Source organism: Pectobacterium colocasium (assembly GCF_020181655.1).
Lineage (GTDB): Bacteria > Pseudomonadota > Gammaproteobacteria > Enterobacterales > Enterobacteriaceae > Pectobacterium > Pectobacterium colocasium.
In genome coordinates this window covers 2,773,219-2,797,886 of sequence record NZ_CP084032.1, presented here as the reverse complement: position 1 = coordinate 2,797,886, position 24,668 = coordinate 2,773,219, and the positions used below count along the sequence as shown (strand labels likewise).

The following is a 24,668-nucleotide window of genomic DNA, read 5'->3' as shown; positions in this document are numbered from 1 at the left end:
AACTTTGCCAAATAGTAGATCACTTGAAGGGAACTCAGTCCGAGTTATGCGATCTGATCAATCGCCAAATCAAAACAAATCACCAACCGGACTGAGCGATGCCGATCATAGCAGCAATCCCTGATGAAGAACGACGACTAATGCGTAAAGAAGCCCAACAGACACATGATAAAAATTACTCCAGACGACTCATCGCCATACTGATGCTGCATCGGGGAATGACTGTCACCGACGTTGCCAGACTGCTTTGTGCGGCCCGCTCATCGGTTGGAAGATGGATAAATTGGTTTACTTTACATGGTGTTGAAGGTCTAAAGAGCCTCAAAGCCGGACGAGCACCGCGCTGGCCAGTCGCTGATATCCTGCATATGCTACCGCTTCTTATTAAACGCTCTCCTCAGGATTTTGGCTGGCTGCGCTCCCGCTGGAGTACCGAGTTGTTGGCACTTATCATTAACCGGCTTTTTAACGTGACGCTTCATCCTTCCACGTTACATCGCTATCTGAGACGAGCGGGTATTGTCTGGCGCAGAGCCGCGCCAACACTGAAAATCAAAGATCCAGATTATGAGGAAAAACGATTCGTCATCGAACAGGCGGTCTCTCGGAAACAAACGGAGCATCCCGTGTTTTATCAGGATGAAGTAGATATCGACCTGAACCCGAAAATCGGCGCGGACTGGATGCTCAAAGGGCAACAGAAACGTATTACTACGCCGGGACAGAACCAAAAGTATTATCTGGCAGGGGCACTGCATTCGGATACGGGACGAGTCCATTACGTTGGCGGCAGTAAAAAGTGTTCTGATTTATTTATCAAGCTGTTAGAGACATTACGGCGGACATATCGGCGAGCGAAAACCATTACGCTGGTCGTTGATAATTACATCATTCATAAAAGCCACAAGGTGAAAAAGTGGCTGGAAAAAAATACGAAGTTCCGGTTGTTGTTCCTGCCCACGTATTCGCCGTGGCTAAATCCAATCGAGTTGCTGTGGTTGTCGTTACACGAAACGATAACGCGTAACCATCAGTGCCGGTATATGTGGCAGTTACTGGAACAGGTAAAATTATTTATGAATGCCGCTTCACCGTTCCCCGGCAATCAGCATGGTCTGGCTAAAGTGGAGCGGTATTAGGCGAAGTCATTTAGGTGTTATAGCCGAAAAAGGAAAGTAGCCCATCAGGGACAGGCTACTTTTGATGACTTATTTCAGTTCCAACTCATTCATTGCAGCGATGCTGAAACCGCCGTCAACGTGCAGAACTTCACCGGAGATACCGGCAGCCAGATCGGAACACAGGAACGCAGCAGAGTTGCCCACGTCTTCAATGGTCACGACACGGCGGATTGGCGTAACGGCTTCGCAATGCGACAGCATTTTCTTGAAGTCTTTGATGCCGGACGCAGCCAGTGTACGAATCGGGCCCGCAGAGATGGCGTTAACACGCACGCCCTGAGCACCCATGGCGTTCGCCATGTAACGTACGTTTGCTTCCAGAGAGGCTTTTGCCAGACCCATCACGTTGTAGTTCGGGATGGCACGCTCAGCGCCCAGGTAGGACAGGGTAACCAGCGCAGAGTTCGGGTTCAGCATTTTACGGCAGGCTTTCGCCATCGCAACAAAGCTGTAAGAGCTGATATCGTGAGCGATGTTGAAACCTTCACGGGTAACGGCATCAACGTAGTCACCGTCCAGTTGGTCGCCCGGTGCGTAAGCGATAGAGTGCACGAAGCCATCAAAGGTCGGCCATACGTTAGCCAGTTCGGTAAACAGTGCTTCGATGCTGGCATCTTCAGCGACATCACACGGCAGAACGATGCTGGAACCCAGCTCGCTGGCAAAGCCTTCCACGCGTGCTTTCAATTTGTCGTTCTGATAGGTGAAGGCCAGTTCGGCACCTTCACGCTGCATTGCTTGTGCAATACCGTAGGCAATAGAACGGTTGCTGGCAACACCTGTTACCAGAATGCGCTTACCGGTAAGAAAACCCATAGCAGTAATCCTTGTGATCATTGTTGCTGCGATCGCCACTTCGGTGCCGGTAAACCTACGCGGCAAGTGACGACCGAGATGAATAAACCGCGCGATTCTACCATGTTGGGGACGGTAGGGGTACTCCGAGCAGTATCCGCCTTTTTCCACAGCCCTGTGGTCAGAGGGAATACCGTCGTTGTGCGCGGAGATTAACGTTGTGCGCCGTCGCGTCGCCAGGCATCGGCGCTGAGCGCTTCGCCGAAGTGGCTGGCAATTAAACGTTTCGTCAGGTCGTGAAGCGGGGCGGACAACACATCGGCGGTACTGCCGCGTTCGACCACTTCGCCAGCCTGCATCACCAGAATCTGGTCGCTGATGTGCTTCATCATGCCCAGATGCTGCGTCACGTAAATATAAGAGATACCGTGCTTTTCCTGTAACTCCAGCATTAGGTTGATAATCTGTGACCGCATAGACATATCCAGTGACGCCAGCGCCTCATCGGCAACAATCACTTTCGGTTGCAGGATCAGCGCACGCGCCAGGCCAACACGCTGTTTTTGCCCCGGCGCGAGCGTATGCGGATAGTAATAGGCGTGGTCGGGACGCAGGCCGACCTGATACAGCGCCTGATTAATCGCTCTTTCGCGCGCTTCGGCGCTGAGGTCGGTATTCAGCCGCAGCGGGACGTCCAGCAACTGCCCGATACGCTGGCGCGGATTGAGCGCATTGCCCGCATCCTGAAAAATCATGCGGATACGCTGGCTGCGATAACGATAATCGCCGTAGTGCAGCGGATGATCGTCAATCACCAACTCGCCGGACGTTGGGGCGATCATGCCCGACAGCATTTTAGCCAGCGTCGATTTCCCCGATCCGTTTTCGCCGATGATGGCGAGCGTTTGTCGTTCACGTAGCGTAAAACTGACGGATTTCACCGCCTCAACGTGCTGACGGCGGAACAGCCCGGTCCGATAGCGGAACGTCTTGGTCAGATTGCGGGCTTCAAGCAGCATCTCAACCATCACGGTTCCTCCATGTTGAGCGGAAAGTGGCAGGCATATAGGTGGTTCTTAATGGAAAGCAATGGCGGCGTTTGCATACACTGTTTTTGTGAATACGGGCAGCGTGGGCCAAGTCGACAGCCAATCGGCAGATGCTCCAGCGAGGGGATTGCACCAGTCAGCGTGTTCAGCCGGCTTTTGTGCGGCAGCGAGCGACCGAAATCGGGCATCGCGCGAATCAGCGCCTGCGTGTAGGGATGGTGCGGCGCGGTGATCAAATCTTCACTGGTGGCGCTCTCCACCGTTTGCCCGCAATAGAGCACGTTGATTCGGTCGGCCCATTTGCTCATGGTTTGCAGGTCATGGCTGATGAGCAGAATCGTGGTGTTATTGTTTTGATTCAGGCGCGACAGCAGGCGGAAAATCTGCGCCTGCGTGGTGGATTCCATCGCGTTGGTCGGCTCATCGGCAATCAGCAGGCGCGGCTGGTTCGCTAACGCGATGGCAATCATCACTTTCTGGCACTCACCGTCGCTCAGCTCATAAGGGTAGCTGCCCATAATATCTTTATGATCTTTAATCCCGACGCGGTGCAGCAGTTCGATAGCGCGACGTTTGCGCCAGTTAAACCGCTGCCACCAGCGGCCTTTATACGTCCAGCCGGGAATCGCCTGCACCAATTGCCGACCAATACTTTCAGACGGATCGAGACAGGATTGCGGCTCCTGAAAAATCATGGAGACGTTATGGCCAACCAGCTTACGCCGCTCGCGCGACGACAATTGCAGCAGGTCGATATCATCAAATCGGAAGCGATCGGCGGTCACGCGCCAGTTCTCTTTGGTGATCCCGCAGATGGCTTTGGCGATCAGGCTTTTACCTGAGCCGGATTCGCCCACCAGTCCACGAATTTCCCCTTCGCTCAGCGTCATGCTGACGCGATCGACGGCTTTTACCGCGCCGTCGGGGGTCAGGAATTCAATCGTCAGGTTACGGATATCAAGTAATGGCATAGGGAGTCGTCGCCTCTTATTCCGTTTCCGCGGCGAGCGCGCGGCGGATGCCGTCGCCCAGCAGGTTGACGATTAACACGCTCAGCGCGATAGCCGCACCGGGCAGCATCACGGTCCACGGGGCGGCATAAACCAGCTCCAGCGAGTTGCCGAGCAGGGCACCCCATTCGGTCGTCGGTAGCTGTGCGCCCAAGTCGAGAAAACCCAGCGCGGCAATATCCAGAATGGCGATCGACAGCGCGCGGGTAAATTCGGAAACCAGCAGCGCGGCGATGTTGGGCAGCACGACATACCAGACCAGATAAAACGTGGACGCACCGTCAAGACGGGCAGCGATCACGTACTCTTTGTCCATTTCAGCGTGTACGGCGCTGTAGATGGTGCGCACCATACGCGGCAGCAGTGCCAGCCAGACGGCGAGCATGGCGTGTTCGAGTTTAGGGCCGATAAAGGCGATGACCACAATCGCGAGCAGCAGCGACGGAATCGACAGTAGCGTATCCAGAATGTGGTTAAGCATCGCGGATCGTAGCCCGCGGGTCACGCCCGCAAAGACGCCCAGGACGATGCCGCACAGCGCGGCCGCGTAGGTGACGATGAGTGAGGAGCCTACGGTGGGTGCAGCCCCGCTCAGCAAGCGGCTTAGCTGATCGCGCCCCAAATCGTCGGTGCCGAGAAAGAATGAGACTTCACCGTAGTGCGACCAGGAGGGGGGCAACAACTGGTAGCCCAAAAATTGCTGATCGACCTCATAAGGCGCGAGAAATTTGCCGAACAGGCACAGGCCAATCAGGATCAGAAAGCCGTATAGCCCGATCATCGCCAGCATATCCTGATGAAATGCGCGCCAGGTATCGCCCAGTCGGCTCGGCAGCCGTTTTTCGCTATAAACGTTATCGAAGGGCATACCATTCCTTGTGTTTCAACGGGTTTGCCATAGCACCCCAAATATCGGACAGGATGTTAACCGTAATGACCATCGCGCCGACGACCATTACGCCCGCAGAAATCGCCGCGTAGTCCTGCTGGCGAATGGCGTTGACCAGCCAGCGACCAATCCCCGGCCAGTTAAAGACCACTTCGGTAATCATCGTCAGCGTCAGCATCGTGGAAAATTGCAACCCCAGTTTGGGAATAATCGGCGGTAGCGCGTTATGAATCAGATGGCGGCGAATGATCGTAAAGCGCGACAGTCCGCGGGTTGCCGCCGCTTTAATGTAGTTTTTGCTGATAATTTCCGTGGTGCTGACGCGCATCAGACGGATCACTTCGGTCGTCGGCCCAACGGCCAGCACGGTAATCGGCAGAATCAGGTGACGGATGGCGCTGACGATCATTTCACCACGATGGGGCGAATCTGACAGCCAGGCGTCAATCAAGGCAAATCCGGTCACAGTTTTCACCTGATAGAGCAGGTCGAAACGGCCTGAAACCGGTAGCCAGCCGAGGTGTAGCGAGAAAAACAGCGTCAGCAGCAGCGCCAGCCAGAACACGGGTAGGGAAAAACCAATGAGCGCCAGCGTGCTGATCACGATGTCCGCGCCGCGGTTCTGCATCACGCCAGCGGTAATGCCCAGCGGAATCCCGACCAGCAGCGAGAGCGCAAACGCCAGAAGACAAAGCTCGATCGTGGCTGGGAACACTTCTTTCAGCAGCTCGCTGATGGCCTGTCCGTTAATGCTGGACCGACCGAAATCTCCCTGAAGCAGGCTGCTGAGGTAAAAATGATAGGCGTCAAACAGCGCAGCACCATTGAGCGGGGCGTTGGGTGTGTAATAACTGAGGCTAAAGCCTACCAGCGTCAGTAGTGACAAGGTCACTATCAGTAACACCAGACGTCGCAAGGTAAAAATAATCACGGCTGTGCTTCCTCCACGGTTTCCGGTGCAGAGGGCTTCTGCTGCGCCTGTTGATCCTCGCGGAAGACGCCCGCGAATGAGGCATTGCCGAAGGGGCTTAATACCAGCCCTTTCATGTCATAGCGGTAGGCAAGCAGTCGCAATGACGATGCCAGCGGCAGGACAGGTAGCTGCTCTGCCAGAATACGCTGTGCCTGTTGATAATAGTCAATCCGCTTAGAAAGCTGTTGTGACGAGAGCGCGTTTTGCAGCACTTCGTCAAACGTAGGATCGCACCAGTGCGCGTAGTTGCTCTGGGAACGAATTGCCGCGCAGCTTAGCAGCGGGCGGAAAAAACTGTCCGGATCGTTACTGTCCGTTGCCCAGCCTGCCAGCGTTAAATCGTGGCTGAGTTCCATGAGCTTCGCTTCCTGGAAACGGCCTTCCACCGGCACGATGGTCACGGTGACGCCAATTTGCGCCAGATCGGCCTGTATCAGCTCTGCGGTTTTCAACGGGCTGGGGTTGTAGGACTGTGAGGCGCTGGGCACCCACAGGCGCAGGCTGAGGTTAGTCAGCCCCAGATCCTGCAAGATTTGCCGTGCTTTCTGCGGGTTATATTCCGTAATCTGCGATTCATTATCGTACGCCCACGAGGCGCGGGGTAGAATCGACGCTGCGGTTTCCGCTGTACCGTAATAGATTGACTGCATCAGCCTGTCGTTATTGATCGCCAGCGCGATGGCTTCCCGCACGCGGCGATCGTCCAGCGGGGGTTTACGCACGTTGAAGGCCAGATAGGCAACGTTCATGCCGGGGCGCAGTGACAGACGCAGGCGAGGGTCGTTACGTAAAATCGTCAACTGGCTGGCAGCCGGATAGGCGAGCACATCACATTCGCCCGTCAATAGCTTGGATAAGCGACCCGTACCGCCGGAACCAAGATCGACAACCACCTGCCGCATACGTGGCAGACCGCGCCAATAATCGCCGTTGCGCGTCAGCCGGATATATTGTCCGTTGCGGTATTCATCGAGCAGATAAGGGCCAGTACCGACCGGTTCGCGATCCAGCAGCTCTTTTTTGTCCTCTTTCGCCAGACGCTGCGCGTATTCTGCGGACAGAATCGGCGCGTAGTGCGTGGCCAGATGCCAGAGGAAAGACGCATCCGGGCTGTTAAGCCGGATTTCAACGCTATACTCGCCCAGTTTGCGGATGCTTTGCACCGAATCGGCAAATTGCAGGCTGTCGAAATAGGGGTATTCGCCGCCGTTGACATCATGATACGGGTGTTTTTTGTCCAGCATGCGCTCGAAGCTGAATATCACATCATCGGCGTTCATATTGCGGGTTGGGCTGAACCAGGCGGTGTGCTGAAACGGTACATCGCGGCGCAGGTAAAAACGGTATGTCGAGCCGTTGTCTAGCACTTCCCAGCGCTGGGCCAGTTCTGGCATCAGACGATAGGTATAAGGGTCGACATCCAGCAGACGATCGTAAAGCTGCGCCGCCAACGTATCAATGGTGACGCCGCTGCGTGCCATCTGCGGGTTAAATGTGTTCAGGACATCATTGACGCAATAGACAAAACCGCTCTGGTGAATACTTTCCAGCGGAGCAGGTGACGTTGGCACGGACGGCGGTGCGGCCAGTGCAGGCAATGCCAGCCAGGTTAATGCCAGTGCGAAACAGGTTTTTCCGAACATACGGGATTTTTCAGTCAATACGGTTATAGACAGAGTGTATCGTACTCTTGGCATCCTCCCCACTCTTGTTATGCGCGTCTGGCGACTTTCCAACCGCTTAAGCCACCAGCACTGTCAGCAGAGGGGAGAGAAGTCATCCTATTCTAACGGTATTTCTGCTGTGAGTTACGATGGAAAGAACCCTATAGTCAGTATGGAAATGAGAAAAATTCTCAACAAAGTGCTTTACAGATGATACTGATAACTATTATCATCATTTTCGCACTTCAGCAGTGGCTTCTCGCAGGCACTGAAGGAGAGCACGACATTGCTCACATTGCTTCCAGTATTATTTTAGCCAGCCTATGTGCTAATGCCGGTCACTTAAGGTGACCGGCATTGTTTTTTAACGGATATTTCGCTCGTCTTCCCCTGATTTCTCGGGGGTAACTTCGCTCCCTTCTTAACGGCAATACCAGATAGATTGCCTGCTCATAAAAATGCTTCAGATGTCCTGGTATCGCACCCGGTGATGAACCCGGCAGACCGATAAGTAATCGCCAGATTTCCGTCAGGGCGCCGCTGAAGCTCAACTGATACGGCAGGTAATCTCCTTTCAGCGTAAACGCCATTTTCACCATCTGATAACGCACCAGATTGTACGTCAGCAGCACGCCCCACAACTCCTGCCTCACCATTTCCGGCAGTCTGCTCCGTAAATGCCACCTGTTACCCAGCAAGCCTTGTTTCGCCTCGCGATATCCCAACTCGATTTCCCATCGGTGAGCGTAAAGGGCGTTCACCTCCGCCGCCGGATAACGCATCGGGTCCGTCAGTGACGTCAGCACCTCTCGCGTTTTTCCTTCTATCGTCTTCGTTAACAACCGCGCTGTGATGCTCTCCGGCAGCGTCGCCCATTGTTTACGCGCCTGCGGCGATGTCTTTATCCGTACCAGTCTGTCTTGCCTGCCCAGCTTGCTTATCACTTCGTATTGCGTATTTTTCTTCAACGGCAGCAGCCAGTGCCGATTTTCCCCTGCTGTTCGCCAGTGATGCAGTAAACCGACGGAGTAAAACCCTTTGTCGAACAGGGTTATGCTGTTATCTGGTGTTTTTCCGGTCAGCTCTGCTGCCAGCCGCATCTCGTTGACATCGTAGCGGCCGAACGCACTGGCAGTTATCAGATGACTGCTCAGTTCCATCAGGCAAGCCATTCTCACCTGCGGGTAACCCTTGTCGCCGTGCTGATTGGAGGCCTTGCCGAAGGCCGCCTCATTTTCCGGTGTATCCTGCGTTTGCCAGACCACACCGTCGACGGCAAAGAGGTTAAGCCCATGCCATTGTGGGTGCTGAGCCTGTTCGTTCCAGTGTCGTTGTGTGATATCAAACAGTTCTCTGACAGCAGCCTCACCGAGCGTCTGCCGCCGTTGTATGACTGAACTGGGGGCGACGAACGGGGTGCCTGAGCGATCAGCGATATCCATGAGATTAACGATGTGGGAAAGAGGGCGCTGATTGAATACGGCCATGCCAATAACCAGCCACACCATGGACTCAAGGGGGAGTTTTCGCTTGCGCAGCGTGACGGTATCAGTGAGCGTTAATGCCTGTTCAATCATGCTAACGGGTAGGAGATCAGCCAGAGTGTGAATCTGTTCCGGCGCAGTAAGATTGATAATGCCAAGAGCCTGAGAAAGTTGCATAAAAAAAGGTCCATGAATGTCATGAACCTTTTTTACACCAACGGCTGGATCGTTCAACTAATCCTTAAACGATCGGCATTAGCCTATGTGCTGGCTTTTTTTTTGTTCTCAGCCCTTCCTGTGACGGCGCTATGTGTTGCGCCGTCTGTCGCCCATAAATGCCGATGGCGACTGCCCGAACTGTTTTCTGAATGCCGTCGTATAGGCACTGTGGCTGTCGTAACCGCTGCTCAGGGCAACCTGAGTGATGGGGGCACCTTGCACCAGCAGGGTCAATGATGACATTAGACGCAACTGTTGACGCCACTTGCCGAACGTCATCCCTGTGCTTTTCAGAAAGCGGCGATGAAAGGTTTTGCCGCTAATCGCCAACTTTCCAGCCCAGTCGTCTGCCGTCGCGGTATCACCTGGGTCGCTCATGAGTATCTGGCAAACCGTCTGTATCTGCATGTCTTGTGGCCAGGGCAGATGAAAGGGGAGATGTGGCGTTGTGCGCAGTTCCTCGATTAATAGCTCTCCTAGCAGTTGCGTATAGCGCGGCGTGGTTGCGTGACTGTCTGCATCGGTGAGTCGGGCTATCAATTCTCTGGCCAACCCAGACACGCGTACGACACAGTCTGCGGTAGGCAGTTGTGTACACATATCTTCACGCACGAAGATGCCATTTGCCTGTGAAGCGACCGGAATGATCAGGCGATGGGGAACACCTGGACGCAGCCATACGGCAGAGGTGGGCGGAACCAGCCATTGTCCGGTTGGCGCCTCCACCTGCACCAGTCCACTATCCGCATAAATCAGATGACCTCTGCGGTGGTGGTGCATGGGAACCACATGCCCCTGCGGGTAATGCATGGAGACCCCCGTGACAGGCAGCTCTGAAGCTTCGGCCGCGTTTAAGTCAAGCGCGTGTCCACCGTCTCCGGGGGAAGAAAAACCCATATCGATTCACTTTGTCCAAAACAAACAATTGAATGTCTATTTTCATGTAGATGGACGAATTGTGCAAACCTAATATGGACGTGTAATGACAACCTTGAGTCTCTCGTACATGCTGCCGTCCAGCCATTATTCCTGTTCGTTACGACGATTGTCTCTCGGTCGGGGTCGGTATGCATACGTTCGCATCATGCACCATCCTGCTTCTTCCTGACCCCGACGCCGGTCCGCTTTTCTTGAGTCCGGGGATCAGGTTCTATTGATTCCCTGGAGATTGTTATGTTGACCGATCCTTCGCAAAAGTATCGCCCCTTTCCCCCTGTTGATTTGGCCGACCGCCAATGGCCGTCGCGTACTTTGACGTGCGCTCCTGTCTGGCTCTCTACGGATCTGCGTGATGGCAATCAGGCGCTCTTCGAACCCATGAACCGTGAACGTAAGCTGCATCTGTTTCAGGAATTGGTGCGTATCGGCTTTAAGGAGATTGAAGTTGGATTTCCCTCTGCATCACGCACCGATTTTGAAATCGTGCGCCACTTAATTGATGCCGACCTGATACCCGAAGACGTGACGCCGATGGTCATTACCCAACTGCGTGATGATCTGGTGAAAGAAACGGTACGCAGTGTGGCTGGCGCGCGACGAGTGATTGTTCATTTTTACAATGCCATTGCCCCCGCCTGGCGTGAGATCGTGTTTGGTATGAGCGTGGCGCAGATCGTCGAGATGGTCGAGCATCATATTGCGCTGCTGAAACAGTTAACGGCAGAGCATCCCCAAACGCAGTGGGTTCTCCAGTATTCTCCAGAGACTTTTTGCATGGCCGAACTGGATGTTTCCCTGCTGCTCTGCAACGCGGCCATCAGAGCCTGGGATGCGGGACCGCAGCGCCCGATGATCATTAATCTGCCAACAACGGTAGAAGTCTCGACGCCCAATGTTTTCGCGGACCAGATCGAATGGATGCACCAGCGTCTGGCGCGGCGCGAGCACATCGTGCTGTCCGTTCATCCACACAATGATCGCGGCACTGGCATCGCCTGTGCGGAACTGGCGTTGCTGGCAGGTGCTCAGCGGGTCGAAGGTTGCCTGTTTGGAAATGGCGAGCGCAGCGGCAATCTTGATCTGGTGACGATGGCGTTAAACCTGTACACCCAGGGCATCTCACCCGGTTTGGACTTCTCTGACATTGCCGCTGTGGCTCGCGTGGCTGAGGATTGTACCGCGCTGCCTATCCATCCGCGTCATCCCTATGTCGGAGACCTGGTTTTCACGGCATTCTCCGGTTCGCATCAGGACGCTATCGCCAAGGGGTTTGCCGCACAGCATTCAGACGCACCGTGGCGCGTCCCATACCTGCCTATCGATCCTCAGGATCTGGGGCGCACCTATGACAGTATCGTGCGTGTTAACAGCCAATCTGGTAAGGGCGGCATCGCTTTTCTGCTGCAACGCGATCATGGCATTGTTATGCCACGTCGTATGCAAGTGGAGTTCAGTGCTATCGTTCAGGCACTGGCGGAAACCAGTGAAACCGAACTGAGCAGCGAGAACATTTGGGAGGTTTTCCAACAGACTTACCTCTCTCCGGTTCTTGATCAACCGGGTTTTATCTACCGTGCACATCACCTGTCAGACCATCCCGAAGGGCAGGCGATTGATTTGGAACTCATTGATGCCAACGGTTCGCCACAAAACTATCGGGGAAAGGGGAATGGCCCGATCTCCGCTACGGTGGACGCGCTGGGGTTACCGCTGCGTATCGACAGCTATGAGGAGCGCAGTCTGGGAGCAGGGGCGGATGCCGTCGCGTTAGCCATTGTCGAAGCCGCATTGCCCGGTGTACCGGGATCGCGCTTCGGTGTTGGGAGACATCCGAACATCATCACGGCTTCGGTGCTGGCGGTACTGAGCGCCGCAGCCAGATTTCCGGCGGTCGGGGATATCGCTGGGAGATAAAACGCGCTAAGGCCACGCCACTGCAATCAGGATGGTAAGCACGTTATCTTTCTGGACGCGCGCGCTTAAGGCCGCGCGTTCTTCATTCCGGTTCGGATATGAAGCAACGGCGGATGACGAAAATGAGCTGCGCATATTTTGGCAAGGGCAACAACATTATATGCTTACTATTTTTCTGTGAATAATTAATAAAATCAATATCATTGGGATATTTCTTAAATTATTTGCGGGAGCAAAAATCTCCCTTATCATGCCTGTACCCAAGATCATGGGTGTTCACAATGGAGATAAGGAATATGTGGATCAGAAGGAATCAACTCGTCAGGAAATTGACGTTAGGTGTAGTAACCGCAGCACTGGGCATGTCGCTCAGTTTCTCAGCATTATCCGCCACGCCGGTGGAAACGCATGGTCAGTTGTCCATTGAAAATGGACAACTGGTGGATGAACAGGGAAAAAGGGTGCAACTGCGAGGAGTGAGTTCGCACGGTTTGCAGTGGTTTGGTGATTATGTCAACAAGGACTCGATGAAATGGCTGCGTGACGACTGGGGGATTAACGTATTCCGTGTGGCGATGTATACGGCAGACGGTGGCTATATCGCTAATCCTTCCCTTGCCAATAAGGTAAAAGAGGCCGTTGCGGCGGCACAAAGCCTCGGCGTTTACATCATCATCGACTGGCATATCTTGTCAGACAACGATCCTAATATTTATAAAGCACAGGCAAAAACCTTCTTTGCCGAAATGGCAGGGCTGTATGGTAATTCGCCGAACGTGATTTATGAAATCGCCAATGAACCCAACGGCGGCGTAACATGGAACGGGCAGATTCGACCTTATGCGCTGGAAGTGACTGACACCATCCGTAGCAAAGATCCCGATAACCTCATTATCGTCGGTACGGGCACCTGGAGTCAGGATATTCATGACGCGGCGGATAATCAGTTGCCCGATCCGAATACGCTGTACGCGCTGCATTTCTATGCGGGCACGCACGGGCAGTTCCTGCGCGACCGCATTGACTATGCACAAAGCCGCGGCGCGGCGATTTTTGTCAGCGAGTGGGGCACCAGCGATGCATCCGGTGGGGGCGGACCGTTCCTGCCTGAATCGCAGACCTGGATCGATTTCCTGAATAACCGCGGTGTGAGCTGGGTGAATTGGTCGCTTACCGACAAAGCCGAGGCCTCCGCTGCGCTGGCGCCGGGAGCGAGCAAATCAGGCGGTTGGACGGAGCAAAATCTCTCAACGTCAGGGAAATTTGTCAGAGAGCAGATTCGTGCGGCGGCGAACCTAAGCGGCGGCGATACGCCAACCACGCCAACGGAACCGACTAATCCAGGTAGTGGAACCACGGGTGACATCGTACTGCAATATCGTAATGTGGATAACAACCCTTCTGATGATGCGATTCGTATGGCTGTCAACATCAAAAATACTGGAAGTACGCCGATCAAACTGAGCGATCTGCAAGTGCGCTACTACTTCCATGATGATGGCAAACCTGGTGCGAACCTCTTTGTTGACTGGGCGAACGTCGGTCCGCAAAACATCGTGACCAGCACAGGCACCCCTGCCGCCAGCACTGATAAGGCTAACCGCTACGTTCTGGTGACCTTCAGCAGCGGAGCCGGTTCTCTTCAGCCTGGCGCGGAAACCGGTGAAGTACAGGTGCGTATTCACGCCGGTGACTGGAGCAACGTGAATGAAACGAATGACTATTCATACGGTGCTAACGTTACGAGCTACACGAACTGGGATAAGATCACCGTGCACGATAAAGGTACGCTGGTATGGGGCGTCGAGCCGTAACCGTGTGCTGTTAACGTATTAATCGTAATACGGTCACTTAAGCCTGGTATTAGGGGAAGCACAGGGGGAGGTATCCGTAGGGAGGCCTCCCCCCTGTGGTCGGCCCGTGTATCTTGATGCTTAAACGATCGGCATGACTTACTCTGCGGGCGTGAATTCGCCCGCCTTTTCTTTCCAGACTTCATTCATTCACCACAATATCGTGTTTCTTCAGCAATCCACGCAGTTGGTGGTAGGTTAATCCCAGCAGTTCAGCGGCCTTACGCTGGTTAAATTTTGCCTGATTCAATGCCCGTTCGATCAAGCTTCTCTCTTGTTTCAACAGCCACGGTTTCATCTCCAGCGGTAAATCCGGCAGGCCGATTGTCGCCTGTGAGGAAATATCCTGAACGGCGGGAGTGCGGCGGAAGGGATTCAGAATGATGGCGTCAAGAGGCTGTTCGCTGTCGCCGTGGCGGTACACCGAACGTTCAACCACGTTTTTCAGCTCACGAATATTGCCCGGCCAGCCGTAATTCAGCAGTGTGTCGCGCGCGGCGGGCGTAAAACCGGGAAACAGCGGCAAATGCAATTCGCGACACATCTGAATTGCGAAGTGATCGGCCAGCAGCATGATGTCCTGCTGGCGTTCGCGCAGCGGCGGGAGCTGTACGACATCAAAAGCCAGACGGTCGAGCAGGTCCGCACGGAATTTACCGCTCGCGGCAAGCGCAGGAAGATCGTCATTGGTCGCGCACACCAGTCGCACATCTACCTGTAGCTGATCTCTGCCGCCGACGCGCTCCAGCATGCCGTATTCGATCACTCGTAGTAATTTTTCCTGCACCAGCATCGGCGCGGTGGCGAGCTCATCCAAAAACAGCGTTCCACCGTCGGCGCGCTCGAAGCGTCCCAGATGACGCTTCTGCGCGCCGGTAAACGCACCGGCTTCATGGCCAAATAGCTCGGAATCAAGCAGGTTCTCGTTGAGTGCTGCACAGTTGAGAGAAACGAACGGCCCTTGCCAACGCGGAGAAAGGTAGTGCAGGCGGCTGGCAATCAGCTCTTTACCAGTGCCCCTTTCACCAATCACCAGCACGGGCTTATTCAACTGTGCCAGTTGCGACACCTGTTCCAGTACCTCCAAAAAGCTGTTGGCTTCGCCCAGCAGATTCTCTTTTTCCTGAAGCATGATGTTCCACCGTGTTATTTTTACTAACTGTTAGCGTATTTGACTAATCTAACGAAAAGAGAAAAATAGTCAAAATTATCTATTTCTTTATTTTCAGTTAGTTAAAAGAAATTAAAAGTTGGCATGCTTATTGATATACCTATAGGGAGATCGCGGCTGGCTTGGTCAGCCTCGGTGATAAATCAGGCGTAATCAGACGCTGGAAATCATGAAGAGGATGTAATTATGGGTATTTTTTCTCGTTTTGCCGACATCGTGAACGCCAACATCAATTCATTGCTGGATAAAGCTGAAGATCCGCAGAAATTGGTGCGGCTGATGATTCAGGAAATGGAAGATACGCTGGTTGAAGTGCGTTCGACCTCGGCGCGGGCGTTGGCAGAAAAGAAACAGATTGCCCGCCGCATTGAACAAGCTCACGGTCAGCAAGATCAATGGCAGGAAAAAGCGGAACTGGCGCTGCGTAAAGATAAAGACGATCTGGCTCGTGCCGCGCTGATTGAGAAGCAAAAGCTGACCGACCTGATTGCGGTGTTGCAGCATGAAGCCGAAAGTGTGGATGAAACGCTGGAGCGTATGAAGCGTGAAATCGGCGAACTGGAAAACAAATTAAGCGAAACGCGTGCTCGCCAGCAGGCGCTGACGCTGCGTCATCAGGCTGCGGCATCGTCGCGTGATGTGCGCCGCCAGTTGGACAGCGGTAAGCTGGACGAAGCGATGGCACGTTTCGATCAGTTCGAGCGCCGCATCGACACGATGGAAGCGGAAGCCGAAAGCCACGGGCTAGGGAAACAAAAATCGCTGGATCAGCAGTTTGCCGAGCTGAAAGCGGACGATGAAATCAGCGCGCAGTTGGCAGCACTTAAAGCTAAAGTTAAGCCAGCAGAGTAATAAGACGAATAAAGCATAGATGCCATCGGATGGCTGTCGTGAGAAAACGGCAGCCACCAGCGTGTGAATAATAACTAAGGAGACACAATGAGTGCGTTGTTTCTTGCCATTCCGTTGACCATTTTCATGTTGTTTGTGGCACCGATATGGCTTTGGCTACATTACAGCCAGCGTAAAAACAGTGCTCAACTGGGACAAAATGATATGCAACGTCTGACACGCTTAACGGAAGAGTCCAACCGCATGCGTGAGCGTATCAGAGCGCTGGAAGATATTCTGGATGCAGAACACCCAGACTGGAGAAAATCGTAATGAAAAATACGTGGTCAGGTAAAACGTTATACCGCATACCGGAAGAGGGCATGCTGAAAGGGGTTTGTGCTGGTTTAGCGCGTTATTTTGACGTGCCGGTGAAGCTCCTGCGGATAATCGTGGTGCTGTCGATGTTTTTCGGCCTGTTCTTTTTCACCATCGTGGCTTATATCATTCTGACCTTTATGCTCGATCCGGCTCCGGCGGGAATGGTGGGGGAGGATGAAAAGGTGACCCGAACGCCCAGCCAACTGCTGAATGAGGCGGACGCGACATTGCAGGCCAGCGAACAGCGCCTGCGTAACATTGAGCGCTATGTCACCTCGGAGACGTTTGGCGTTCAGAACCGCTTTCGTCACCTGTAATTTGTCATCGGCCATACGCTTTCGCTGACGTTATCCACCGTACGACTGGGGTCTAGAGTGGATAATGTCGCGCTACTTTTTCGCTGCAATCTCTATGATCCGATCCCACTGTGCATCGGATGCCAGCCATTTCCTTCTTTCGCGCTGTAGCGCACGTTTTGCAGTGGTATGCGCTGCCATTGACCCTTGCTGTCCTGCACGATTTCGCTGGCATGAACGCGACAGCGGAACCGCAATGTATCGGTTTCCAGTTGGAACTGATAAAACTTCCCTTCTTCCGGCGTGAAATACGTATCCACAAGGCAGGTATGCTTACCTTCAACGTAAACATTGACTACTTCGGTTTCAGCACCTGCAATGAGTTGTGTTTCGTAGTAGTCAATATTGTATTTTTCTCCGGCTATTTTTGGCATCCCCCGATCCACTGTGTTCTGTAATACCCACTCACTGGATCGTATCAGGCCACCTTTGCTCTCACCATTGACCATTTGATAAAGGCTGGTTTGTTCAGTGTTATCGACAATTCTCAGCCATGGAGCATGAGCACTTTGAGGTGGGGGAACGAAAAAAGTATGGTCTGGAATAAAGGCACAACCCGCAGCGGTCAGAATGACCGCTGCGTTCGCAGAACGCAGCAACCGTTTCACTGTTTATCTCCTTTACTGTATTCCATGCGCATATGTATCCAGACACCCAGGCCAATCACTGGCCCTGAAGCGATGCCAATTCGTAGAGCCTGAGCCAGTAATGGCTGCCACTGCATACCTGATGGCATTTGCAGGATAAACTGGTAGTAGAGCCATACCCCAAAATAGACAAGTGCCACCGTGCAGGAGAGCGCTAGGAAGCAGCCTGCCATCAGAAATAAAAGCGTACTAAAGCCAGGTTTTTTTGTACTCACGGCTTATTTTCCTTGTTGATCCTGTGGTTTCTTATCAATTGCTTTCTGGATTACCGTCCCGGTCCCCTCAGAAACCGCGGCTCCAAAAGTACTTCCCAGCATATCCGCTGCAGGTTTCGGCAATTTCGTACCCGCTGCGCCACTGATAATGGTCGACGTAGTGGCACCGGCAACGTTACTGACACCAGCGCCGGTAACAGCCCCAGTAGAATCTTGATCACCCTTAATTTTACTGCCAACATAGGCGCTGCTGTTCCTTCACTTTATCGAAGATGGGGCTGATGCTGTGGTTAGCGTGCTCGACATCGCGGCTCAGTGCGCTGACATCCTGCTGCTGGTTCGCCTGATCGCGGATAATCAGCGATCCTGGAGAAACGGCCGCATACGTGGTGCCGAAAGCCTTCCCATCGCTGCCATCCGCTCCCAGGCCATTGGCCGCCAGATCCTACGCGCCCAGCCCGCCAGTGCTGATACCGACGCTGCTGTGCGATACCTCAAACTCGGCGCCATTGAGTTGTGTGTGTGTTAACAAGTCACGCAGGCAAGCATTGACAATATCTATCCTCTGATCCCGCTGTGCATCGGGTGCCAGCCATTTCCTTCTTTCGCGCTGTAGCGCACGTTTTGCAGTGGTAGGCGCTGCCATTGACCCTTGCTGTCCTGCACGATTTCACTGGCAACCGCACGGCATTGATAATGCAGCGTATCGGTCTCCAACCGGAATTCATACTTTTTGCTTTTTTCCGGAACAAAGCGGGTGGTGATCAGGCAGGTGTATTTACTTTCGACGTACACATTTTCAATAGCGGTTTCCACGCCGGGAACGACCGGTGTTTCGTAGTAGTCAATATCGTATTTCTCTCCGGATACTTTTGGCATCCCGCGATCCTGAGTGTTTTGTAATACCCATTCGCTGGAACGAATAAGACCGCCAGTGCGTTTGCCGTTTAACGTCTGATAGATACTTGTCTGTTCTGTGTTATCTACGATGCGTACCCATGGTGAATCAGCGTCTTGAGGAGGGGGGACAAAGAAATCATTATTTGGCATTATGGAACAGGCAGAACTAAAAGATGCAAGAATAGCAAATGTAACTTTTAAGATATTTTTCACGCTATGCTCCTTATTAACAAGGCGTCCTTGCCTTATCATAACATATTCGCGGATTTAGATATTATTTCACTGATAAATCATAATGATCTGGTAATTGATAACCTTCAGGGATTGCAGGCCAGCTATCTATTTTCAATAACATCTCACTGTCTTCAGCTATGGATTCGAAGAAACTTGAGAGGGTCATTGCGTGGCTTCTTAACTTCAATAAAGCTGATTGCATTGCCAGTTCATCATTTTCAGCACTGGCTTTGTTTAGCAAGTCAGTATGAACTTTTAGCAAAGTTAGTTGCTTGAGAAATTGTTCATTCAGCTGCCCATTGTAGTCAATCGACAAGTCATCCATTTCGATAGCCGATGTGCTTTTTTTCTTCAACACAGAGATGAAATTATTCTTCATTATCTCAAAAAAGAGATCATTTATCATTTAGGCAGTCTCCGTCCTTCTTTAATTTTACCAAAACAGTTAGTAATCATAACGGCTATACGACCTTGTTTGTCCATCGTAAATCAGCTAACAAGGTGCCAAATTCGGGTGTCCAGTTCCAGTTCAATGTGTTCATACTGGCTAGCCATTGTAGTATTAATTTTTTAAAATCAGATACTACTGTGCATCGGATGCCAGCCACTGCCTGCTTCGGGAATAAAGTGAGTGGTTACCAAACAGGTATATTTGCTTTCGACATGCCACGATCCTTAATGTTTTGTAATACCCATTCACTGGCGCGAATAAGGCCTCCAGCACGTTTGCCATTAACTGTCTGGTAATGCTGGTTTGCTCGGTGTTGTCTATAATACGAATCTATGATAAATGGGTATTCTATGCCAGTGGAGTGAAGAAATCATTATTTGGAAAACACACCCACCCTGAAATAATGAATGTAAATGGTAATCCACTAATAAACGATACTCAGTAATTTATTTTACTGAGTATCGTTTGTGTTTTTTAATGAATACTATTGGTGATAGATGATCTCGTATTCGCTGCCAAGCTCATCCCGTAAACGCTGAGAAAGAATATCTCCCTGACGTTTAAATTCGGCTTCTTCCTCAGCATTACTAAATCCTGAAGATGCCGGATCATCCATGTTCAGTGTATTATCATACTGCTCTGCCCATTGGCGGAGTGATTCTATTAGTTGTACTGAGATTGGCAATTCATCAGGAGCAATATCGCCAAAATCATCAGGTGTTGTTCCCCACAATGGGTGACATTGATAGTCTGCCATGAGCTTTATTTTTTTCATTTCACTGCTCCTCTCAGGTTCGCACCTACAACATAACCATTATTACCAACGGTTACAGCAACATTGTACTTTTGACCATTTATAATAGTTTCGTAGATTGGTCGGCCTGTACCAGAGCCCTGGTAACCGACCAATTTTCCTTTTGTAACCGCATTCATGACCACTTCAGGGATCTTTGCTTCTGTGATGCCTATTTGCGCGAACTGGCTACCATGCTCATTAATAATGTGCTGCAGACCTGCTTTAGCGTTTCCTTTTTCAAGGAAAATGATTCTCCCGCTTGCATCCTTCGCGACACTGACAATATCTGCGGGTGGGTAATGCGTCCAATTAGTAGAACATGTGTTTTTCAATGAATGCCCCGATGACTTTTTCATGCAATTCTATCGAACGCGAGAAGCAGATTGTTTTACGGGCCAGACGTTTAATACGTGTCCTCAGTGTCAGGTTGTTACGCTCAATACGCTGAGTGAAGATTTTTCCTGTCAGATGCTTATCTTTCGGGAGTTCTCTGGCATAACTGCCCCAGTCATCGCTGGTTATCATACCGATGTTAAACGGCGTCAGCAGAGCCAGAAGTTCACGGCAGGTGTTATCCGTGCGCGGCCCAAACGTGTAAGCCAGAACGCCACCTGTTTTGGTGTTGTATGCATACCAGAGCCAATGCTGCCGGGCTTTATTGCCGACAAAGCTCCATTGCTCATCAAGCTCACAGATAAGTGCTACATCGGCATGAGCGACCGGAGAGGAAGTTATTCGCTTCGGCGCGAGTTTTTTAACGTGCGAATGACGGTGTTAATACCGATTTTCAGTGTTCTGGCTGTATCACGAACGCCGGCGCCGTTGAATGCCATTTCGGTAATTTGTTCTTTGACACCGGGCTTACGCGCTTCATAGGTATAGGTGAGCAGAAACACGCGGTGACAGTCACGACAGCGAAACCGGTCACGACCTTTAGGGTTCTGTCCATGACGGTAAACCTGAACAGACTGACAGCGAGGACAATGAACATTAACGCTGGCCATGAGCAAACCTCAAAGCGGTCATTATATATCAATTCAACTAATTAGAGGCACCACCTGCGGGTGTATGTTTGATACCTTGCGTCGCCAGCTCTTTCAGCAAGGCTTTTGAAGAGAGAACGTGTTAATTTTCATTACTCATTAAGAATAATTTTATTTAAAAACAGACTGTTATTTCCTCCAAGGGCAACCTCGGAGGAAATATGTTATCCAGTACAACGACTTAATGCCAATCGCAAACCCGCACCAATATCCTCTACTGGGCTATTTGTAGTGAGTATGACGTAATCAGTCTCGGGGATTCGCTCACCACTCCAAGCTTCAAGTTTTTCATGATAGCTGGGACGAATCGTTATGATCTCATCTTTCAAGTGAATGCCGCACTTTTTCATATTGCTGAATAGAGATCGCTTAGTTTTATATTGATAGTTTTCCATCAAATTCGCAACCCAACTTGCGTATTTTTCTTTACTTCTATTTATGTCGAAAAATTTAATTCTCTCCTCGACATTGTTTAAAGTACGACTATTAGCCAGAGCTTTTAGTACGGATTCACCAATTTCTTTATCATCTGCTCCTGGTTCGAGTAGATGGGGTGGGAACAATGGATCTATAGCGATTCTTCCCAGACCAGAATAGGTTTCAATGCTCAAAAATTTATCCGTGCTAAAAACGCAGCTCCAATAATCTTGATTGCTATTAAAGTCCATTATTTCACCTGTGTTACAGTAATTTTTACACCCTGACTCTTACCGTATTCAATCGCACGGTTAATTTCAGTCCACTGTGTCTTCGTTGTGTTCGCAGGAACTGCCAGACGTATCTCTCTCTGCGCGATCATCGTTGAATTCAGCTCCTGACCTGAAAGGGTATAATCTTTGAATTTGGCGGCAGCATCAACATTTCCTTTAATAGAGCTGTAAATTTGTTCCGGTTTTGACAGTTTTGCTAGTGTTTGAGTGTCCAGAGACTTTGCGCTCACGGCAGTTTTTGTCACGCCATCATAGTAGTCAAACGTTTTGAAGTTTTGTGGCAACCGGGCATCAGCAGGAAGAGAAGTTCCTACATAATCTTCCCATGGCATACCCTGCTTCATATTGCCCTGGCCCCATTTCATGCCTACTTCACTTGCTTTTACTGTCGTAGTGGCTGAATTTCTGCCCATGTAAGATAATGCGGCTTTTGTGAGGTCTTTTCCGACAAGCCCCAGTGAAACGACAGCCGCCTGGTTCTCTGGATCAGATATAAACGCAGCGAATTTTGTCCAGTTAGGGCTCGCCGTGTCTATTTTTTGCAGATCTTGCGAATTCCAATACTGGACATAAGCTTTCACCTCTTCGTCTCGCATCACAGAAAGGCCAAAAATATCCCCTGCCCACGCTGGCCGTTCCGTTGCCTGTATACCTCCGTAGGCGAGCTCTTTATCCCAGACCTGGGCTTTAAGTGGGTGTTTTGCAAGCGTAATGTCGACCTCCGCACTTTGCGCATCACTGATTTTTTTATACTTAGCGATAATTGCAGTGCAATCTTTCCCTGATTTTCGGCATTGTTGCATTTCTTTATCGAAGTCGAGTGCCTGATTCGCTGTCAGATAGTTATTATCAACCGCATTCTTACCCGCATCATGTCCGCTGACGGCACCAGCAGAAGAGTCACTTGCTACGCTGCCTGCCAGTATTGCCGCCAGCGAGGCCAGATTGCTGATCTTATCTTTATCACCGTTGGATAAATGGGCGATGTCAGTGTCGGGGTAGAGATAGTCTTTAATTGCACGCGCCGCCAACTCACCCGTTGCTGCGCCCACCGCACCCGCAGTGGCGTTACCTCCGGAGAGTTCAGCAATCACACCACCCAGCACGGCGTGACCAATTGCGTTCGCCGCAATTTGTCCGGCGGTAGGATTGTCATCAAACCCCACCTTCATGTCTTTAACCACACCCGCCATATAAGGTGCCGCGCCCTGAGCCAGCGCTTTTAGTGGATCGCCACCCGCCAACGCGGTAATGGCAGAAGCGGCGGCACGAATGCCCTTATCCAGATCGCCACCGGCTTTATACTGTTCGCTGATGTCTTTGTACGCAGCGGTACTTTGCACGCGATCCCAGTATTCTTTGCGTGTTTCTTTCGTTTCATCCCATTTACCCGCCGCGTTAATGCCCGCGTTGTTGGCCATAATCTGGCCCTGGGTGAGGGTGATATCCACGCCCTGATTCACAACATCACCAATCAATCGCAATCGGCTTAGGCGCTGCTGTTCCTTCGCTTTATCGAAGATGGGGCTGATGCTCTGGTTAGCGTGCTCGACATCGCGACTTAGCTCACTAACATCCTGCTGCTGATTGGCCTGATCGCGAATAATCAGCGACCCTGGTGAGAAAGCGGCATAGGTGGTGCCGGAAGCCTTCCCATCGCTGCCATCCGCGCCCAGCCTGCCCGTACTGATACCGACGCTGCTGTGCGATACCTCAATCACGGCGCCATCGAGTTGTGTGTGTTAACAAGTCACGCAGGCAAACAGTGACAATATCTATCCCCTGATCCCGCTGTGCATCGGATGCCAGCCATTTCCTTCTTTCGCGCTATAGCGTACGTTTTGCAGTGGTATGCGCTGCCATTGACCATTGCTGTCCTGCACGATTTCTCTGGCAATGGCACGGCACTGGTAACGCAGCGTATCGGTCTCCAATTGGAATTCATATTTTTTGCCTTTTTCCGGAATAAAGCGGGTGGTAATCAGGCATGAATATTTGCTTTCGACATAAACGTTGATAATTGCGGTTTCAAGACCAGGTACTAAGGGTGTTTCGTAGTAATCGATATTGTATTTCTCACCGGAGACTTTCGGCATACCGCGATCCTGAGTGTTTTGTAATACCCATTCACTGGAACGAATAAGACCGCCAGTGCGTTTGCCGTTTAACGTCTGGTAGATACTTGTCTGTTCTGTGTTATCTACGATACGTACCCACGGGGAGTCATTGGTTTCATGGGGCGGAATGAAAAAAGAGTTGTTTGGCATAATAGAGCAGCCTGAAGAGAGGAGTACTATCATTGCCAGATTATTTCGCAGTAACTTTTTCACTTGTTTCATTCCTAATGGGTTTGAAAGGTAATGAGTATTTTACAGTAACGCTGCGCTCAGTTTTTTTAAGACTAACAGCTCCCCACCAGAGGTGGGGAGTGCAATATAATAAAGGCGTCATTATTTTAATTAGCGTATTTCGTTATCATTTAATGGGTTGTAAAGAAATCGCTATTTCCAGCACGATATCAGAATAGCATTTATCGCCATTGGCTGATGTTCTCTTAAGTTCATCAAGTGCATAAACGATATCCACCCTGGCTCCCGGGCGGAACAGTTTTTTATCTTCATCATCGATATGGCTATAAATGCTTTCTTCAATGACAGAGCCATCATCCAGCCGCAAACTGAAACAGTTATCTACTGGAGAGGGATCTTGTCCTGCCACATAGGTTCTTGTGATCGTGCCAGATCGGTGCAGTAAACGCATTTTTCCCTGTTCAATGCTACTCCACCACTCGGATGAGCCAAAAAGACCATTGGCTCCCTTCAGGCCCATGGCTGGTCTTGATGGATCGAGAGTCAGAGCCTGCGTTAAAGCCACTTGATCAGGGTCCCCTTTGAGTTCTTCTGAAAGAAGATAGACAATTTTCATAGGGTATTTCGAGTTTTCAAGATTTAACAGCATAATGC

26 protein-coding genes and 1 pseudogene are annotated in these 24,668 nt (G+C 51.4%); 6 read left to right on the top strand and 21 right to left on the bottom strand.

What is annotated here, in order from left to right:
• Window positions 1–98: 98 nt before the first annotated feature.
• The gene (locus LCF41_RS12500) at window positions 99–1,139 is read left to right on the top strand and encodes an IS630 family transposase (RefSeq protein ID WP_225084894.1); all 1,041 of its coding nucleotides are present in this window, start codon (window positions 99–101) and stop codon (window positions 1,137–1,139) included.
• A gap of 69 nt (window positions 1,140–1,208) precedes the next feature.
• On the opposite strand, the gene fabI is transcribed toward LCF41_RS12500, so the two are convergent.
• From fabI to LCF41_RS12460, 8 genes are all read right to left on the bottom strand, one after another.
• On the bottom strand, window positions 1,209–1,997 hold the full coding sequence (gene fabI, locus LCF41_RS12495; protein ID WP_039351636.1) for an enoyl-ACP reductase FabI: 789 nt from the start codon (window positions 1,995–1,997) through the stop codon (window positions 1,209–1,211).
• A 191-nt stretch (window positions 1,998–2,188) separates the two neighbouring features.
• A complete protein-coding gene (sapF, locus tag LCF41_RS12490; RefSeq protein ID WP_225084893.1) occupies window positions 2,189–3,004 on the bottom strand; it encodes a putrescine export ABC transporter ATP-binding protein SapF in 816 nt (271 codons plus the stop codon).
• Window positions 3,004–3,996, bottom strand: a complete 993-nt coding sequence (sapD, locus tag LCF41_RS12485; protein WP_225084892.1) for a putrescine export ABC transporter ATP-binding protein SapD — start codon at window positions 3,994–3,996, stop codon at window positions 3,004–3,006. The genes sapF and sapD overlap by 1 nt, the downstream gene beginning before the upstream one ends.
• 16 nt (window positions 3,997–4,012) lie before the next feature.
• Window positions 4,013–4,903, bottom strand: a complete 891-nt coding sequence (gene sapC / locus LCF41_RS12480; protein ID WP_225084891.1) for a putrescine export ABC transporter permease SapC — start codon at window positions 4,901–4,903, stop codon at window positions 4,013–4,015.
• Entirely contained in the window at window positions 4,890–5,855 is a 966-nt protein-coding gene (sapB, locus tag LCF41_RS12475; protein ID WP_225084890.1) for a putrescine export ABC transporter permease SapB, read from the bottom strand. The genes sapC and sapB overlap by 14 nt, the downstream gene beginning before the upstream one ends.
• Window positions 5,852–7,540, bottom strand: a complete 1,689-nt coding sequence (gene sapA / locus LCF41_RS12470) for an ABC transporter substrate-binding protein SapA (protein ID WP_225088168.1) — start codon at window positions 7,538–7,540, stop codon at window positions 5,852–5,854. Before sapA ends, sapB begins: the two co-directional genes overlap by 4 nt.
• A 359-nt stretch (window positions 7,541–7,899) precedes the next feature.
• Window positions 7,900–9,222 carry an IS4 family transposase gene (locus LCF41_RS12465; RefSeq protein ID WP_225084889.1) on the bottom strand — a complete coding sequence of 441 codons (1,323 nt, stop codon included), beginning with the start codon at window positions 9,220–9,222 and terminating at the stop codon, window positions 7,900–7,902.
• Between the two features lie 129 nt (window positions 9,223–9,351).
• On the bottom strand, window positions 9,352–10,161 hold the full coding sequence (locus tag LCF41_RS12460) for an AraC family transcriptional regulator (RefSeq protein ID WP_225084888.1): 810 nt from the start codon (window positions 10,159–10,161) through the stop codon (window positions 9,352–9,354).
• Window positions 10,162–10,437: 276 nt separating this feature from the next.
• Here LCF41_RS12460 and LCF41_RS12455 point away from each other — a divergent pair, with 276 nt between their 5' ends.
• Window positions 10,438–12,117, top strand: a complete 1,680-nt coding sequence (locus LCF41_RS12455; protein ID WP_225084887.1) for a 2-isopropylmalate synthase — start codon at window positions 10,438–10,440, stop codon at window positions 12,115–12,117.
• Window positions 12,118–12,413: 296 nt separating this feature from the next.
• Window positions 12,414–13,931, top strand: coding sequence for a cellulase family glycosylhydrolase (locus LCF41_RS12450; RefSeq protein ID WP_225084886.1), 1,518 nt, complete (start codon window positions 12,414–12,416; stop codon window positions 13,929–13,931).
• Between the two features lie 181 nt (window positions 13,932–14,112).
• On the opposite strand, the gene pspF is transcribed toward LCF41_RS12450, so the two are convergent.
• Window positions 14,113–15,102 carry a phage shock protein operon transcriptional activator gene (gene pspF / locus LCF41_RS12445; RefSeq protein ID WP_225084885.1) on the bottom strand — a complete coding sequence of 330 codons (990 nt, stop codon included), beginning with the start codon at window positions 15,100–15,102 and terminating at the stop codon, window positions 14,113–14,115.
• A 225-nt stretch (window positions 15,103–15,327) separates the two neighbouring features.
• On the opposite strand from pspF, the gene pspA reads away from it, so the two are divergent.
• From pspA to pspC, 3 genes are all read left to right on the top strand, one after another.
• Window positions 15,328–15,993, top strand: a complete 666-nt coding sequence (gene pspA / locus LCF41_RS12440; RefSeq protein ID WP_010276756.1) for a phage shock protein PspA — start codon at window positions 15,328–15,330, stop codon at window positions 15,991–15,993.
• Window positions 15,994–16,080: 87 nt separating this feature from the next.
• The gene (pspB, locus tag LCF41_RS12435; protein ID WP_010276759.1) at window positions 16,081–16,305 is read left to right on the top strand and encodes an envelope stress response membrane protein PspB; all 225 of its coding nucleotides are present in this window, start codon (window positions 16,081–16,083) and stop codon (window positions 16,303–16,305) included.
• The gene (pspC, locus tag LCF41_RS12430; RefSeq protein WP_225084884.1) at window positions 16,305–16,670 is read left to right on the top strand and encodes an envelope stress response membrane protein PspC; all 366 of its coding nucleotides are present in this window, start codon (window positions 16,305–16,307) and stop codon (window positions 16,668–16,670) included. Before pspB ends, pspC begins: the two co-directional genes overlap by 1 nt.
• Before the next feature lie 92 nt (window positions 16,671–16,762).
• On the opposite strand, the gene LCF41_RS12425 is transcribed toward pspC, so the two are convergent.
• From LCF41_RS12425 to LCF41_RS12370, 12 genes and pseudogenes are all read right to left on the bottom strand, one after another.
• Window positions 16,763–17,317: a hypothetical protein gene (locus LCF41_RS12425; RefSeq protein WP_225084883.1), complete on the bottom strand. Its 555-nt coding sequence runs from the start codon at window positions 17,315–17,317 to the stop codon at window positions 16,763–16,765.
• Entirely contained in the window at window positions 17,314–17,571 is a 258-nt protein-coding gene (locus tag LCF41_RS12420) for a hypothetical protein (protein ID WP_225084882.1), read from the bottom strand. Before LCF41_RS12420 ends, LCF41_RS12425 begins: the two co-directional genes overlap by 4 nt.
• Before the next feature lie 241 nt (window positions 17,572–17,812).
• Window positions 17,813–18,082, bottom strand: a pseudogene (locus LCF41_RS22440) (hemagglutinin); the annotation flags it as partial.
• 47 nt (window positions 18,083–18,129) lie between these two features.
• Window positions 18,130–18,684 (bottom strand): hypothetical protein, encoded by a 555-nt coding sequence (locus LCF41_RS12410; protein WP_225084880.1) that lies wholly within the window; start codon window positions 18,682–18,684, stop codon window positions 18,130–18,132.
• Window positions 18,685–18,745: 61 nt separating this feature from the next.
• Complete coding sequence (locus LCF41_RS12405; RefSeq protein ID WP_225084879.1) at window positions 18,746–19,111, bottom strand: hypothetical protein; 366 nt, start codon at window positions 19,109–19,111, stop codon at window positions 18,746–18,748.
• Between the two features lie 529 nt (window positions 19,112–19,640).
• On the bottom strand, window positions 19,641–19,931 hold the full coding sequence (locus LCF41_RS12400; protein WP_225084878.1) for a hypothetical protein: 291 nt from the start codon (window positions 19,929–19,931) through the stop codon (window positions 19,641–19,643).
• On the bottom strand, window positions 19,928–20,308 hold the full coding sequence (locus tag LCF41_RS12395; RefSeq protein WP_225084877.1) for a hypothetical protein: 381 nt from the start codon (window positions 20,306–20,308) through the stop codon (window positions 19,928–19,930). Before LCF41_RS12395 ends, LCF41_RS12400 begins: the two co-directional genes overlap by 4 nt.
• Window positions 20,262–20,956, bottom strand: a protein-coding gene (locus tag LCF41_RS12390; RefSeq protein WP_225084876.1) for an IS1 family transposase whose coding sequence is annotated in 2 segments (ribosomal slippage) — window positions 20,262–20,710 and window positions 20,710–20,956 — 696 coding nt in all. Because the reading frame shifts where the segments join, the coding sequence is not laid out codon by codon here. Before LCF41_RS12390 ends, LCF41_RS12395 begins: the two co-directional genes overlap by 47 nt.
• A gap of 203 nt (window positions 20,957–21,159) precedes the next feature.
• A complete protein-coding gene (locus LCF41_RS12385) occupies window positions 21,160–21,663 on the bottom strand; it encodes a contact-dependent growth inhibition system immunity protein (RefSeq protein WP_225084875.1) in 504 nt (167 codons plus the stop codon).
• A complete protein-coding gene (locus tag LCF41_RS12380) occupies window positions 21,663–23,426 on the bottom strand; it encodes an endonuclease toxin domain-containing protein (protein WP_225084874.1) in 1,764 nt (587 codons plus the stop codon). Before LCF41_RS12380 ends, LCF41_RS12385 begins: the two co-directional genes overlap by 1 nt.
• Window positions 23,427–23,480: 54 nt before the next feature.
• Window positions 23,481–23,972, bottom strand: coding sequence for a hypothetical protein (locus tag LCF41_RS12375; protein WP_225084873.1), 492 nt, complete (start codon window positions 23,970–23,972; stop codon window positions 23,481–23,483).
• A gap of 208 nt (window positions 23,973–24,180) precedes the next feature.
• Complete coding sequence (locus LCF41_RS12370) at window positions 24,181–24,663, bottom strand: hypothetical protein (protein ID WP_225084872.1); 483 nt, start codon at window positions 24,661–24,663, stop codon at window positions 24,181–24,183.
• Between the last annotated feature and the right edge of the window lie 5 nt (window positions 24,664–24,668).

Excerpts from the sequence above, each read along its gene's own strand:
- LCF41_RS12500 (WP_225084894.1), top strand. The coding sequence starts at position 99 with ATGCCGATCATAGCAGCAATCCCTGATGAAGAACGACGACTAATGCGT.
- fabI (WP_039351636.1), bottom strand. The coding sequence starts at position 1,997 with ATGGGTTTTCTTACCGGTAAGCGCATTCTGGTAACAGGTGTTGCCAGC.
- sapF (WP_225084893.1), bottom strand. The coding sequence starts at position 3,004 with ATGGTTGAGATGCTGCTTGAAGCCCGCAATCTGACCAAGACGTTCCGC.
- sapD (WP_225084892.1), bottom strand. The coding sequence starts at position 3,996 with ATGCCATTACTTGATATCCGTAACCTGACGATTGAATTCCTGACCCCC.
- sapC (WP_225084891.1), bottom strand. The coding sequence starts at position 4,903 with ATGCCCTTCGATAACGTTTATAGCGAAAAACGGCTGCCGAGCCGACTG.
- sapA (WP_225088168.1), bottom strand. The coding sequence starts at position 7,540 with ATGTTCGGAAAAACCTGTTTCGCACTGGCATTAACCTGGCTGGCATTG.
- LCF41_RS12465 (WP_225084889.1), bottom strand. The coding sequence starts at position 9,222 with ATGCAACTTTCTCAGGCTCTTGGCATTATCAATCTTACTGCGCCGGAA.
- LCF41_RS12460 (WP_225084888.1), bottom strand. The coding sequence starts at position 10,161 with ATGGGTTTTTCTTCCCCCGGAGACGGTGGACACGCGCTTGACTTAAAC.
- LCF41_RS12455 (WP_225084887.1), top strand. The coding sequence starts at position 10,438 with ATGTTGACCGATCCTTCGCAAAAGTATCGCCCCTTTCCCCCTGTTGAT.
- LCF41_RS12450 (WP_225084886.1), top strand. The coding sequence starts at position 12,414 with ATGTGGATCAGAAGGAATCAACTCGTCAGGAAATTGACGTTAGGTGTA.
- pspF (WP_225084885.1), bottom strand. The coding sequence starts at position 15,102 with ATGCTTCAGGAAAAAGAGAATCTGCTGGGCGAAGCCAACAGCTTTTTG.
- pspA (WP_010276756.1), top strand. The coding sequence starts at position 15,328 with ATGGGTATTTTTTCTCGTTTTGCCGACATCGTGAACGCCAACATCAAT.
- pspB (WP_010276759.1), top strand. The coding sequence starts at position 16,081 with ATGAGTGCGTTGTTTCTTGCCATTCCGTTGACCATTTTCATGTTGTTT.
- pspC (WP_225084884.1), top strand. The coding sequence starts at position 16,305 with ATGAAAAATACGTGGTCAGGTAAAACGTTATACCGCATACCGGAAGAG.
- LCF41_RS12405 (WP_225084879.1), bottom strand. The coding sequence starts at position 19,111 with ATGATAAATGATCTCTTTTTTGAGATAATGAAGAATAATTTCATCTCT.
- LCF41_RS12400 (WP_225084878.1), bottom strand. The coding sequence starts at position 19,931 with ATGAAAAAAATAAAGCTCATGGCAGACTATCAATGTCACCCATTGTGG.
- LCF41_RS12395 (WP_225084877.1), bottom strand. The coding sequence starts at position 20,308 with ATGAAAAAGTCATCGGGGCATTCATTGAAAAACACATGTTCTACTAAT.
- LCF41_RS12385 (WP_225084875.1), bottom strand. The coding sequence starts at position 21,663 with ATGGACTTTAATAGCAATCAAGATTATTGGAGCTGCGTTTTTAGCACG.
- LCF41_RS12375 (WP_225084873.1), bottom strand. The coding sequence starts at position 23,972 with ATGCCAAACAACTCTTTTTTCATTCCGCCCCATGAAACCAATGACTCC.
- LCF41_RS12370 (WP_225084872.1), bottom strand. The coding sequence starts at position 24,663 with ATGCTGTTAAATCTTGAAAACTCGAAATACCCTATGAAAATTGTCTAT.